The sequence below is a fragment of the Occallatibacter sp. genome (assembly GCF_035317045.1).
Lineage (GTDB): Bacteria > Acidobacteriota > Terriglobia > Terriglobales > Acidobacteriaceae > Telmatobacter.
The window spans coordinates 159,526-172,419 of record NZ_DATHHT010000002.1 but is presented as its reverse complement, the minus strand read 5'-3'; the positions used below and the strand labels follow the sequence as shown (position 1 = coordinate 172,419).

11 protein-coding genes are annotated in these 12,894 nt (G+C 59.0%); 8 read left to right on the top strand and 3 right to left on the bottom strand.

Going from position 1 to position 12,894, the window contains the following annotated elements; translation table 11 throughout:
* Positions 1-163 precede the first annotated feature (163 nt).
* The 5 genes from VK574_RS00795 to VK574_RS00775 are packed head-to-tail and all read left to right on the top strand — an operon-like array spanning position 164 to position 7,654.
* Entirely contained in the window at positions 164-883 is a 720-nt protein-coding gene (locus tag VK574_RS00795; RefSeq protein ID WP_472797870.1) for a (2Fe-2S)-binding protein, read from the top strand.
* A gap of 30 nt (positions 884-913) precedes the next feature.
* Positions 914-1,903 (top strand): FAD binding domain-containing protein, encoded by a 990-nt coding sequence (locus VK574_RS00790; protein WP_472797869.1) that lies wholly within the window; start codon positions 914-916, stop codon positions 1,901-1,903.
* Between the two features lie 20 nt (positions 1,904-1,923).
* Complete coding sequence (locus tag VK574_RS00785) at positions 1,924-4,209, top strand: xanthine dehydrogenase family protein molybdopterin-binding subunit (RefSeq protein WP_472797868.1); 2,286 nt, start codon at positions 1,924-1,926, stop codon at positions 4,207-4,209.
* A gap of 51 nt (positions 4,210-4,260) precedes the next feature.
* On the top strand, positions 4,261-6,492 hold the full coding sequence (locus VK574_RS00780; protein ID WP_472797867.1) for a xanthine dehydrogenase family protein molybdopterin-binding subunit: 2,232 nt from the start codon (positions 4,261-4,263) through the stop codon (positions 6,490-6,492).
* Positions 6,493-6,508: 16 nt separating this feature from the next.
* Entirely contained in the window at positions 6,509-7,654 is a 1,146-nt protein-coding gene (locus VK574_RS00775) for an XdhC family protein (protein ID WP_472797866.1), read from the top strand.
* A 6-nt stretch (positions 7,655-7,660) separates the two neighbouring features.
* Here VK574_RS00775 and VK574_RS00770 read toward each other — a convergent pair whose 3' ends face one another.
* Complete coding sequence (locus tag VK574_RS00770; RefSeq protein WP_472797865.1) at positions 7,661-8,251, bottom strand: DJ-1/PfpI family protein; 591 nt, start codon at positions 8,249-8,251, stop codon at positions 7,661-7,663.
* Between the two features lie 291 nt (positions 8,252-8,542).
* On the opposite strand from VK574_RS00770, the gene VK574_RS00765 reads away from it, so the two are divergent.
* The 3 genes from VK574_RS00765 (at position 8,543) to VK574_RS00755 (ending at position 11,236) form a co-directional block, all read left to right on the top strand.
* Positions 8,543-9,145: a uracil-DNA glycosylase gene (locus VK574_RS00765; protein WP_472797864.1), complete on the top strand. Its 603-nt coding sequence runs from the start codon at positions 8,543-8,545 to the stop codon at positions 9,143-9,145.
* 96 nt (positions 9,146-9,241) lie between these two features.
* A complete protein-coding gene (locus VK574_RS00760; RefSeq protein WP_472797863.1) occupies positions 9,242-9,724 on the top strand; it encodes a cupin domain-containing protein in 483 nt (160 codons plus the stop codon).
* Positions 9,725-9,910: 186 nt separating this feature from the next.
* A complete protein-coding gene (locus tag VK574_RS00755) occupies positions 9,911-11,236 on the top strand; it encodes an outer membrane protein assembly factor BamB family protein (protein ID WP_472797862.1) in 1,326 nt (441 codons plus the stop codon).
* Between the two features lie 81 nt (positions 11,237-11,317).
* Here VK574_RS00755 and VK574_RS00750 read toward each other — a convergent pair whose 3' ends face one another.
* Both VK574_RS00750 and VK574_RS00745 read right to left on the bottom strand, forming a co-directional pair.
* Positions 11,318-11,815, bottom strand: coding sequence for an SRPBCC domain-containing protein (locus VK574_RS00750; RefSeq protein WP_472797861.1), 498 nt, complete (start codon positions 11,813-11,815; stop codon positions 11,318-11,320).
* Positions 11,816-12,137: 322 nt separating this feature from the next.
* Entirely contained in the window at positions 12,138-12,887 is a 750-nt protein-coding gene (locus VK574_RS00745; RefSeq protein WP_472797860.1) for a LytR/AlgR family response regulator transcription factor, read from the bottom strand.
* Between the last annotated feature and the right edge of the window lie 7 nt (positions 12,888-12,894).

The following is a 12,894-nucleotide window of genomic DNA, read 5'->3' as shown; positions in this document are numbered from 1 at the left end:
ATCCGCCCGATTTGCGTGAGCTCAAAAGTCCATTTCCCACTCGTAAGGGGATTTGGATACGATAGCGGCACGGCGTCCCCGGTTGGGGCTGTTCCCTCTGCTCTCATACGCCGGACACGCTGACGTCAATTCGAACACCGTCCTGTCCCAAGGAGGTCGACCTGTGGCAGACACTCTCGATCCGCACCTGAAGCACTTGCTCCCACGCTCTCCCCAGAAGACGAAAGAAGGCCTCGCGCCCGACCAGCAGTCTGTTGATCTCGAAGCTCTTACGGAGAATTCGAGCAAACGCGGGTTTAGCCGGCGCTCCTTTCTTTCCGGCCTGGGAGCTGCCGGCGTTCTCGCCGGTGCCGCTCCTCTGGCCGCTGCCGCTCCAGCCATGGAGCCTTCAAACCAGGATCAACCTGAAACCGCCGGCACGGGCAACGTCACGTTGCGGATCAACGGCAAAGACTACCCGCTGCGCAATCTCGACCCGCGCGCCACTCTGCTCGACACTCTCCGCGAGCGCATCCACCTTACCGGCACCAAGAAGGGTTGCGATCACGGGCAGTGCGGCGCCTGCACGGTTCATGTCAACGGCCGCCGCGTCAACAGCTGCCTTTCCTTCGCCCTGATGCATGAAGGCGATGAGATCACCACCATCGAAGGCCTCGGCCAGCCTGGCAATCTGCATCCCATGCAGGCGGCCTTCGTGGAACATGACGGATACCAGTGCGGCTACTGCACCAGCGGCCAGATCATGAGCGCTGTCGCGTTGCTCAAGGAACCCATCGGCCAGTCGGACGACGAAGTCAAGCAAGCCATGTCGGGGAATATCTGCCGCTGCGGCGCTTACACCAATATCCTGACTGCGGTGAAGCAAGTGCGCTCGCGCGCCTAGACACCCTTCGCCTGAAGGAGAAGAGACATCATGGAAACCTTTAGCTACGTCAAAGCTCCAAGCATCGACAAGGCTCTCGCAAGCGCCAGCCAGGGAAAGTTCATCGCCGGCGGCACGACACTGGTCGACTTGATGAAGCTCAGCGTCGAGACTCCGAAGACGCTCGTCGACATTAATCTCTTACCTTTGGACAAGATTGAGACTTTGCCAACCGGTGGCCTGCGCATCGGCGCCATGGTGCGCAACTCCGATCTCGCGTGGAACGCGGATGTGCAGAAGTCCTACGCCGTGCTGTCCGAGGCGCTCCTTTCCGGCGCATCGCCACAGTTGCGCAACATGGCAACAACAGGCGGCAACCTGCTGCAACGTACGCGCTGCGCATACTTTCGCGAGCCGGGCGCCGGCACTCCCGGGGGCTATGGATGCAACAAACGCACGCCCGGCACAGGATGCGCAGCGCTGGAAGGGTTCAATCGCACGCATGCCGTTCTCGGCACCAGTGAACACTGCATCGCGACTCATCCCTCCGACATGTGCGTGGCCATGGCGGCCTTGGAAGCGATCATTCATGTCGAAGGTCCGAAGGGCAAGCGAACCATTGCCTTCGCAGACTTCCACAAGCTTCCCGGCGATACACCGCATATCGAAAACGCGCTCGAACCTGGCGAACTCATCACCTATGTCGATCTGCCCAAGCCGGTCGAAGGCGCCAAGTCGACTTACCTGAAACTGCGTGACCGCGCCAGCTATGAATTCGCGCTCGCGTCGGCCGCCGTCGTCGCCCGTGTCGAAGGTGGCCACATTCGCTATATTCGCGTGGCCATGGGTGGAGTGGGCACCAAGCCGTGGCGCTCGCATGAAGCGGAATCAGCCCTGATGGGCAAGCCGGCGAACGCCGCGACCTTCAAGGCTGCGGCAGAAGCCGCGCTGGCCAAGGCAAAGCCGCAGAAGGACAATGCATTCAAGGTGGAATTGGCCAGGCGTTGCCTGGTGCGCTCGCTTAAAACCGCAACCGCGTAGTTGCATTTGACGGAGACTTTATGGCGACGGACACACTTCCTCACGCAAGTATCATTGGCGCGGTCGTGCCTCGCATTGACGGCCCTTTAAAGACAACCGGAACCGCGCGCTACGCCTGTGATCACAACATTCCGGGTCTCGTACACGCGGTGCTGGTACAAGCCACCATCGGCAAGGGAACGATTCGCAGCCTCGATACATCCGCGGCGGAAAAGATGCCGGGGGTGCTTCTCGTCCTGCACCACGGCAATCTGGAGGGCGTCTACCGCACCATCTCGCATGACGAGGATGCGAGCATGGCAGAGTCGCGTCCCCTGTTTGCCGACGACACCGTCAGCTACTGGGGCCAGTACATTGCTGCGGTGATTGCTGAGACGCTGGAGCAGGCTACCGCTGCGTCGCAGGCTATCCGCGTGCAATACGACGTGGAACAACCGAACGTGCAAACCGATCTTGGTGCCAGCTTTACCGGCGAGCCGAAGAGCAGCTGGAAACGCGGCGATCCCGATAAGGCGCTTTCCACCGCACCGGTCACCATCGACGAAACATATTCCACGCCGATTGAAGTCCACAACCCGATGGAGATGCACGGCACGGTTGCGGTGTGGGAGGGAGACAACCTGACGCTCTATGAGAGCACGCAGGCCGTGGTCAGTTCGCGCGTTGTGATGTCAGAGTCGCTCGGCGTTCCTCGTGAGAACCTCCGCGTGATTTCGCGCTTCGTCGGCTCCGGCTTCGGCGGCAAACTCTCCGCATGGCCGCAAGCAGCTCTGGCCGGAGCCGCTGCACGCCAGTTGAAGTTGCCTGTCAAAGTCAGCGTCGATCGCCGCATGATGTTCTCCAACGTCGGACATCGCCCGCGGACGCAACAGCACATCCGCCTAGGCGCGACGCAGGATGGAAAGCTGACAGCGATCCGGCACGATTTTCTGTCGGAGACATCGCAGCTCGACGAATTCATGGAGCGCTGCGGCGAGCAGACACCTTTTCTCTATAGCTGTCCGAACCTGGTGGTTACGGCAGCAATGGTGCAGAGGAATGTGGGCGCGCCGGCTCCCATGCGCGGGCCGGGCGCAGTACCGGGACTTTTCGCGCTTGAATCCGCCATGGATGAGCTTGCCATTAAGCTCAAGATGGATCCGCTGGAACTCCGCTTGAAGAACGATGCCGAGCGCGATGAAGGAAGGAATCTGCCCTTCTCGTCGCGACACCTGAAGGAGTGCTACACCACCGGCGCCGAGAAAATCGGGTGGAAACATCGCACGCCCGAAATCGGTTCCATGCGGCGCGACGGAAAGGTGATTGGCTGGGGCCTGGCAGGAGCATCATGGTCCGCGGCGCGCATTCCCTGCACAGCCTCAGTGGAATTGTGCCCCAACGGACGCGTGTGTGTTCGCTGCGCCACGCAGGATATCGGCACCGGGACGTACACCGTTTTCGCCCAGGTGATTCACGCGAAGACGGGAGTGCCGCTCGATCGTATCGACGTCTTTCTCGGCGACAGCTCGCTGCCGGATGGGCCGACGTCCGGCGGGTCGATGGCGACCAGCGCCGTGCTGCCGGCGGCCACCAGCGCGGTTTCTGAGGCGATAACGCGCCTTCTTCACATCGCCGCAACCATACCCCAATCGCCGTTCCATGGCATGGACCCATCCGCCCTCTCTATGACAAACGGCCTCGTGCATGCGAAGCAGCAACCTCAGGTTGTTGGCATCGCAATGCATTCGGGTGCGAACCTCACTGCAAACGGAATTCCGTTTGAACAAGTGCTCAATCTCGCCAATCTTGCGGGGCTGAGCGCAACGGGCCGCACCGCTCCGTCATTTGACGATCCCAAGGCAAAGCAATACTCGCTGCACTCCTACGGCGCGCATTTTGCCGAAGTTGAGTGGGAGCCGGAGATCGCTCGCCTGCGCGTGAGCAAGACATTTTCAATTTTCGATTGCGGCCGGATCATCAACAAAGGAGCGGGCACAAACCAGATGCTGGGCGCAACCGTGATGGGCGTGGGCATGGCGCTATTCGAAGACACCATCTTCGATCACCGTTCAGGACAGCCCATCAACAACAATTTCGCCGACTACCTCGTACCGACCTGCGCAGATTTGCCGGTGCAGGATGTCACCTTCCTCGATTATCCCGACTACATCGTGAATGAGTACGGCGCGCGCGGTATCGGCGAGATCGGCATGGCCGGCGTTGCCCCCGCAATTACGGCCGCAGTCTACCACGCGACAGGGGTACGTGTTCGCGAATTGCCGATTCGCATTGAGGATCTTTTGAAATCAAATATTCGCGAAGCATGACGTTCGAGCAGAAGCACGACTAGAATCTGTGAGCACGAAGGGAAGCAAACCATGAGCACGACCTCCGCTTCGATTATTGGAAGACCGACACCACGCGTTGATGGGCCGCTGAAGACCACGGGCACCGCGCAATATGCCGCCGACTTTCACTTCGAAGGCATGGCGCACGCTGTACCGGTGGTGGCTACCATCGCGAGCGGCCGCATCCGCGCTCTCGATACGTCCGCGGCTGAAAAAATGCCGGGCGTGCTCCTCGTGCTCCATCACGGCAACATCGGGCCGTTGTACCGGACCGCCCCTGGCGACGACAACGCAACCAACAGCGAAGTACGCTCCGCCTTTGAAGATGATGTGGTCCGTCACTGGGGCCAATACATCGCTGTGGTTGTCGCGGAAACTCTCGAGCAGGCGAGAGCAGCGGCTGCGGCCGTTCACGCCGAATACGATGCGGAACCGACGCAGTTGCGGACAAGCCTGGATGATTACAAGGGCGAGCGCAAGAAAGGGAGCACGCGCGGCGACTTCGATAGCGCATTCAAGGATGCGCCCGTAAAGGTCGACCAGACCTACGTCACGCCGATCGAGACGCACAATCCAATCGAATTGCACGCATCGGTCGCTGTTTGGCAGGGCGACCACCTCACCATGTATGAGACATCGCAGGGCGTCGTGAATCATCGTGTAGTGATGGCCCAGACGCTCGGCATCCCGGTGGAGAATGTGCGCGTGGTGACGCGCTTCCTCGGATCCGGATTCGGCGGCAAACTTTTTCCCTGGCCACACTGCGCGATGACGGCCGTCGCCGCGCGCCGGCTCGGCCGTCCAATCAAACTAAGCGTCACGCGAAGCATGATGTTTTCAAGCGTCGGCTACCGGCCACGCACCGAACAACGTATTCGTCTCGGCGCTTCGAAAGACGGCAAACTGCTTGCTCTCAAACAGGACTACCTCAACGTCACGTCCATACTCGACGATTATGACGAGGGCTGCGGCGAGGCCACGCCGTATCTCTACAGTGTGGCGAACCTCGGAGTGACAAGCGGCCTGGTGCATCGCAACCTTGGCGCACCGATGTATATGAGAGGACCGGGAGCTGTTCCGGGCTTGTACGCGCTCGAGTCGGCGATGAACGAGCTGGCAGATGAATTGAAGATGGACCCGCTAAGGCTTCGAATTCTGAACGACGCCCAAACTGACGAAGATAAGAAGATGCCCTTCTCATCGCGACATTTTCGCGAATGCTTTGAAGTGGGCGCAAAGAAATTCGGCTGGGAGCGCCGCACGCCGGAAATCGGCTCGATGCGGCGCGACGGAAAGATCCTGGGATGGGGACTCGGCGGCGCGAGTTGGGTAGCGCTGTCGCTGCCGTGCACGGCACACGTGGAATTGCACGCGAATGGACGCGTCTCCGTTCGGTCCGGCACGCAGGATATCGGCACCGGCACCTACACGATATTCGCGCAGGTCGTGCACGAAAAGACCGGCATTCCACTCGATCGCATCGATGTGGTGATCGGCGACAGCGCTTTGCCGGAAGGGCCCATGTCTGGCGGCTCGATGGTAACGGGATCCGTGCTGAATGCGATTGCCGCAGCTTCGACCGAGGCAATGAAAAAGATGACGGCACTTGCCACCAGCACGGAAGGCTCGCCACTCAAGGGCGCAATGCTGGAGGATCTGGTCTTTGCAGATGGCCGCATTCGCAAGAAGGATCGGGCGGCCGGCGACCCCGAATTCGCCGACATCCTGCGTCTTGCCCGCCTCAATGGTTTGAGTGCGGAAGGCAAGACGGTACCAACCTGGGAGAATCCGAAGGCCAAGGGAGTCTCGTTGCATTCCTATGGCGCGCAATTTGTCGAAGTGGAGTGGGAGCCCGAGATTGCACGCTTGCGCGCGAGCCGCGTCGTCACCGTGATTGACGCCGGACGGATCATCAATCCAAGCGCCGCCGCAAACCAGATCGAGGGCGCAGTGGTGATGGGCGTGGGAATGGGGCTCCTGGAGGAGACGCATCACGATCAGCGCACCGGTCAACCGATCAATGGCAACATGGCAGACTATCTGATGGCGACTTGCGCCGACACACCGCAGATTGATGTGACGTTCCTCGATTATCCCGATCCTGCAATGGGCGAATATGGCGCGCGCGGCGTAGGCGAGATCGGACTTGCCGGAGTAGCGGCCGCAATTACGGCAGCGGTGTATCATGCCACTGGGGTGCGGGTGCGCGAACTTCCAGTGCGCATCGAGAATCTGCTTGAATCGAAATTGCTGGAAGCGTGAGCGAGATTAGGAGTTCATGACCGACCTCGAAAACATTCTGCCGATCTGGCACGCGTTGGAATCCGCCGGGTCAGACTACGTCCTCGCCACAGTTGTGGATGTGGACGGACCGAGTTACCGCAAGCCAGGTGCGCGCATGTTGATTGCACCGGACGGCCGGCGCGCAGGTACGGTGAGCGGCGGATGCCTGGAGGCCGAGATTGCGAAACGTGCTTGGTGGCTGACCGAACTGGGGCCGGTGGTGGAGCGCTATTCGACGGCGGAAGATGATGGCGATATGCCATACGGGTCCGGCTGCGGGGGCGTTGTTTATGTCCTGCTGGAGCGCCGGGTGACCGCTGCCCCGCTGCTAATGGCGCTTGAGGCAGCCTTCCATGCGCGCGTGCCGCTGGCAATCGCAACGGTTCTCGATGGCGCCGGGATCGCAAATCGAGCGTTCGCCCGACCGACCACACAAATCGGCCACAACGAACCAATCAACGCAGAAACGAGAGAGGCGATCCTCGGTAATCTTGCTCTCCTCGCACTCGAACGCATGCAGTCGATCGACCAGCGCATGGCGATTGACGGAAGCGAGACACGGATTTGGGTCGACTATCGCGCCGCGCGGCCGGGCTTGTGGATCTTTGGCGCGGGCGACGATGGGAAGCCGCTGCTGCGTCTCGCGCGCCAACTCGGTTGGTTTGCAGTCGTCGCGGATGGACGCAGCCACCTCGCCACCAACGAGCGATTTCCCGGCGCGGACAACGTACTCGCAATGAATGCTGCGTTGCCCGAACCCGGATCTTCGTTCCTTGCCGACTTGAAGGTAACAGACGCAGTTGTCCTGTTGACCCACAGCTTCGAACAAGATTCCCACATCCTCGCGGCACTATTTTCGGGCGATTTCGTTCCCGCCTATCTTGGCGTACTTGGTCCGCAGCGCAGAACCCTCGAAGTTCTCGCCGAGTCTGCTCGTCTGCTTGGGTTTTCAAATCCAGCTGAACACGTGGAGCAATGGCTCGCACTGATGCACGCACCGACCGGCCTCGATCTCGGCGCCGAAACACCGGCCGCCATCGCACTCTCAATCATTGCGGAGATTCAGCAGACGCTGAACAACGGCTCTGCCTTGCCATTGCGGCAGGTGCGCGCAGTGCATCCGGTGCTGAGCCGTACCTGAACGAACTCAGGCGGCCTCTTCCTTCAGGTGAGCTTCCAGAACATCGAGAAATTTGGCCAACCATGCTGGATGCGCCGTCCACGCCGGCCCCGTAACCAGTTTGCCGTCCACCGTGGCGTCGGCAAAATCGAGCGAAACAAACATCCCACCGGCCAGGGTCACTTCCGGCGCGCATGCCGGATAGCAATTGACTTTGCGGCCCTTCAGCACACCCGCAGCCGCGAGCACTTGCGGGCCATGGCAGAGCGCGGCGATCGGCTTGCCTTCCTTGTCGAAGTGCCGCACCAGTTCGAGCACCTTGGGATTGAGCCGCAAGTACTCTGGTGCACGCCCACCGGGAACCACCAGCGCGTCATAGGATGCAGGATTTACTTCATCGAAAGTGGCATTCAATGTGAAGTTGTGACCGCGTTTCTCCGTATAGGTCTGATCACCCTCGAAATCGTGGATCGCCGTGCGCACTTGTTCGCCCTTCTTCTTGCCCGGACACACCGCATCCACCTTGTGGCCCACCATCTGCAGGGCCTGAAATGGGACCATGATTTCGTAGTCCTCAACGAAATCGCCGGCTAGCACTAGAATTTTTGCTGATTTCATTTGTAAGTCTCCGGTTAAAGTCTCCGTGGTGATCTTCGGCAGCGCATCCTCCGAGGTTCGACCTCAAGCGCATCCGAAAGAAGTCAGACACATGTTATCTGATGGGTGGGCCGCGGTGAAGATTCAAGCCTAAGCGGCAGGTCAAAGCGCGCGCGAACTCCGGCTGCTCAACGTTATAACCTAGAGTCTGCCATGCTTGCTGCCCCACTTTCACTTGACGCTTTGAATGCCCGAGTCGTAGCCTGCGAACGCTGTTCGCGCCTTCGAACACATTGTGCTGAAGTGGCGCGTGTGCGGCGGCGCGCTTATGCGGATTGGGAGTACTGGGGGCGTCCGGTCCCTTCATTCGGCGATCCCAAGGCGCGGGTGCTTGCCCTCGGACTTGCACCCGGCGCGCACGGCTCCAACCGCACTGGCCGGCCCTTCACGGGAGATGGATCGGGAGATTTCCTCTATCCGATCCTCCACGAAGCCGGCTTTGCCTCCCTCCCGCAGGCAAGTTCGCGCGACGATGGTATGAAGCTCACGAACCTTTGGATCACGTCGGTTGTCCGCTGCGCTCCGCCAGGCAACAAACCAACGCCGGACGAATTGCGCAGTTGTTCCTCATGGATGGATGACGAGATGGCGCTGCTCAAGAATCTGCGTATCGTAGTCTGCCTGGGCCGAATCGCATTCGATGGGCTCCTTGCTTACGAACAGCGCAACGGCGCAAAACTTGTTCGCGGTGATTACACATTCTCACATGGAGCCGAGTACACGCTGCCCAGCGGATTGACCGTCATCGCCAGCTATCACCCTTCCCTACAGAACACGAACACCGGTAAGCTGACCCGGCCGATGTTCCTGGATGTATTCATGCGCGCCAGGCAGTTGGCCGGGTTGAAATCGTGAACGATGGTCGTGTCCCGCTCAGAGGAACGATTCTATCGACGGATCCATCTCCGTCGGATAGATTTGTGTGTGCCGGGCCGCACGAGGAGACATACGATGCAAAAAGCAGTGAGCAGGTTCTTGCTTTCCGCACTTATGCTGGGTGGAATGGGGGTTTACGCACAAACGATGAAATCCGATCACTGGTCCACGCCAGAATTACTGGAACGGGCGAAGCACCTCAAGGAACTCGCTGCGAAGGGCGACGGCTCCGCCAGCGAGACGCTCGAGAAATATCCGCACCACTACACGATGCTGGCCTATCGCCAACACAGCGGGGGCGGCGAGCTGCATCAGAATTTCGCGGACGTCTTCTTCATCCTTGACGGCCATGCGACGGTCGTGACGGGTGGCAGTCTTGTTGATGAGAAGACAACAGGCCCCGGCGAAATCCGCGGCAAGTCCGTCGAAGGCGGCACACGGCAGGAACTGAAGGCCGGCGACGTCGTGCACATCCCCGCCGGCATGCCCCATCAGACGCTGGTGGCCGACGGTGAATCGGTTACTTATTTTGTTGTGAAAGTGGAAGAGACCCGCTAAGCACGCCAAGGCATCGATGGAGCAACTTGAGGGTTGAGAGCGTGGGGCACTACCGGGCCAAGAGTACCGGCTGCCTCCGCTGGCAGTCCGCTTCGCGCCCCGGGCGCTGCTGGTCACTGAATGTCTTCAGGTTGTCCCAATTGCCTCGCGCACCTGCAAGATCGCCTCTACACTGGGGCTCAACCTATGAAACCCAACTTGCACGTGCAAAGGATCCTTCGCGTTCTCCTTCTTGTTCACCTTGCATCCACGGTCGCTCTCTGCCAGGACACTCCGATGTTCCGGGGCGATCTTACTCACTCAGGCATCTATGCGGCGACCGGAGTGCCCAGGCTTAAAGGTGCGAAGTGGACTTTTCGCACTCAGGGGGAAGTCGTCTCATCCCCAGCCATCGTCGACGGAACCGTTTTCTTCGGCAGTAATGACGGCAATTTCTACGCGGTCGATCAGGCGACCGGCACAAAGAAATGGAGCTTCACTAGCGGGTCCCGCATTCCTTCATCGCCCGCCGTGGCCAGCGGCCTGGTGTATTTCAATAGCTACGACGGGAATTTCTACGCTCTTGAAGCGGCAGATGGAAAGGTCCGCTGGAAGTTCAAGAACGCAGGCGAGCGGCGCTTTGCGGCGACCCATCTGCACGGCTCGATGCCGGTGGGCGAAACCATGCCGGACCCCTTCGACGTATATCTTTCCTCCCCCGCCATCTGGGGCGGCAGTGTTTATTTTGGGAGCGGCGATGGGAATATTTATGCGCTGGATGCAGCTACGGGCGTGCTCAAGTGGAAATTCCAGACCGGGGATGTAGTTCACGCTTCGCCCGCCATTGTCGACGGAAAACTTTTCGTGGGGAGCTGGGATAGCTACTTCTATTCGCTCGATGCGGCGACAGGCAAGGAGATCTGGCGCTTCAAGACCGGAGAAGATCACGACATTCATAACCAGGTTGGCATACAGTCTTCGGCCACAGTAGCTGACGGCGTTGTCTACTTTGGTTGCCGGGATTCGAACTTCTATGCGCTGGATGCCGAAACCGGTAAAACACGATGGACCTTTTCAAACAAGGGATCATGGGTCGTTGCATCGCCGGTGGTACAAGCGGGAAAGGTGTACTTCGCTACTTCGGATTCAGCTCTGCTGCATGTGCTCGACGCGCAGAGTGGCGCACCCATCGATGTTCTGGCGTTCAAATGGGCGATCTTTAGTTCACCCAGTATCGCCGGCGGCCTGCTGTACCTCGGCGGGCAGGACGGCAAACTGGTCGCCATCGATCTCGCCTCGAGGAAGCCGGTTTGGGTGTTCGAGACGGAAGGCTCGCGCCAGAACCTCGCGACATTTTCAAAGGCCGACGGGAACCCCGACTACCGGGTGGCTATGCGCTCCAGCTTTTATGACGACATTCTCTCTGGCACAACGAAGCTACATAGTGTTGGCATGATCCTCTCGTCTCCCGTAGTATCCGGGACGGTTGTGTACGTAGGCAGTACCGACGGCAATCTTTACGCGCTCGAATAAAAAGAAACGGGTTGCAGAATGAGCGAAAGATCGAGACGATCAAACGCTCCTCATTCCAGCGCGTCACTGGCTCATTTCCGCTTACCGATCCTGTCCGAATAAGGCGCTCAACCTGTCCAACGACCGTTGCCACATTTCAAGATGCCAGGCGCGCTCCTCCGCAGATGCGAGGCCAATGTGACGAAGGCACAATCGAGTCCGAGCGAATTCACCATAAAGGCGAATGAGCACCAGGCTCTCAGGCCCGCCTTCACGGGCATTGCTTTGCCAGGTAAAAATTAGCTTGGTCCGTCGAAACGTCTGGTAGGAACCGGAAATGTCAACCTCTCCGTGGGGGCCATATCGCTGGATTCGATAGCCGTTCGCGGTGCGCGAAGCAGATACCGAAGGCATCGTGTCGCCTGGCAAACACAGCCATGCTTCCATATATTCCGGGACTGTCAAGGCTTGAAGAATGCGGCTGCGATCTGCATTCGCGATTGACGAGACGGCGAGTTGCCACCCGCCCGCAGGAATTCGACCACCGCCAGCGGGAATTCTCAGTGGTTTTATCTGCTGCTGCAAGACGTATGTACTCATGATGAGAGACCACCTGTTACAGAGGTGTGCATGTCTCCATCCAATGCGTTGATGGGACGGACTTATGTGACGGTTGCACCCGTCAGGAGCTCGGCGTGGTCGATAACAGGGACAGGATGTAGACTTGCGAAGGTCACGCGGAGCTAGCTGGCGCACTCAACTTCCAGAGTTAAGAACAATCCGTCCGATGCTTACGTCTTTACATAAGTTGGGATGGACTGCATCAGAAAGAGGACGAATCGCAGCCACGCTAAGTCAGACGCCAGAGTTTTTCTGGAAATCGAGGAGATAAACTTCAGATTAATTCAAAAAAGTGGAATTGCTACCGATGAAGAAGACGTTGAACGCTCGACCGGTAGCTTCGGCTCATGGCGATCTTCTCGCCGTTGGTCAAGATTACGGTGGCGTCGCCATCCGCATCGTTTTTTACCTCTCGTACATACTGCAGATTGACAATCGCAGAGCGGTGTACGCGCAGAAATATCTGGGGATTCAGTCTGGACTCCAGGCTGGCCATTGTTTCCCGTAACAAGTGAGATTCCCCGACTGTACAAATGCGGACGTAATTCTCTTCCGCGGCAATCCAGCGGATGTCAGCGACGGACAGAAAGAGAATGCGGCCTCGCGATTTAAAGACAATGCGAGAGGCATACGGTTCTCGCGTCGACTCGGAAGTAAGCTCAGCGGATATCGCGACGCTGGAGTGAATTCGCTGCCGCACTCGCTGCACTGCCGACCGCAGCCTCTCCTGCGTGAACGGCTTGAGGAGATAATCCACTGCATGAATCTCAAAGGCGCGTACTGCGTATTGATCGGCCGCTGTCGTGAAGACGATGTGCGGCAATGGACTGGGTTGACGGGCAGATAAGGCACCAATCACGTCGAATCCGTCCATATCGGGCATGCAAATATCGAGAAACAGGAGTTCAGGCCTCGTTATACCTACGAGCTGAATGACCTCAGCGGCCGAGGCGCACTCGCCGACTATTTCGATGTCCTGTTCTTCTCGAAGAAGCTGGTGCATCTTCTGGCGCGCCAGCACTTCGTCGTCTGCCACGACTGCATGGATCATTGCGCAA

What these genes read in the sequence shown, in the direction of transcription:
- VK574_RS00790 (WP_472797869.1), top strand. Translation starts at nt 914, where the DNA reads ATGGAAACCTTTAGCTACGTCAAAGCTCCAAGCATCGACAAGGCTCTC.
- VK574_RS00785 (WP_472797868.1), top strand. Translation starts at nt 1,924, where the DNA reads ATGGCGACGGACACACTTCCTCACGCAAGTATCATTGGCGCGGTCGTG.
- VK574_RS00780 (WP_472797867.1), top strand. Translation starts at nt 4,261, where the DNA reads ATGAGCACGACCTCCGCTTCGATTATTGGAAGACCGACACCACGCGTT.
- VK574_RS00775 (WP_472797866.1), top strand. Translation starts at nt 6,509, where the DNA reads ATGACCGACCTCGAAAACATTCTGCCGATCTGGCACGCGTTGGAATCC.
- VK574_RS00770 (WP_472797865.1), bottom strand. Translation starts at nt 8,251, where the DNA reads ATGAAATCAGCAAAAATTCTAGTGCTAGCCGGCGATTTCGTTGAGGAC.
- VK574_RS00760 (WP_472797863.1), top strand. Translation starts at nt 9,242, where the DNA reads ATGCAAAAAGCAGTGAGCAGGTTCTTGCTTTCCGCACTTATGCTGGGT.
- VK574_RS00755 (WP_472797862.1), top strand. Translation starts at nt 9,911, where the DNA reads ATGAAACCCAACTTGCACGTGCAAAGGATCCTTCGCGTTCTCCTTCTT.
- VK574_RS00750 (WP_472797861.1), bottom strand. Translation starts at nt 11,815, where the DNA reads ATGAGTACATACGTCTTGCAGCAGCAGATAAAACCACTGAGAATTCCC.
- VK574_RS00745 (WP_472797860.1), bottom strand. Translation starts at nt 12,887, where the DNA reads ATGATCCATGCAGTCGTGGCAGACGACGAAGTGCTGGCGCGCCAGAAG.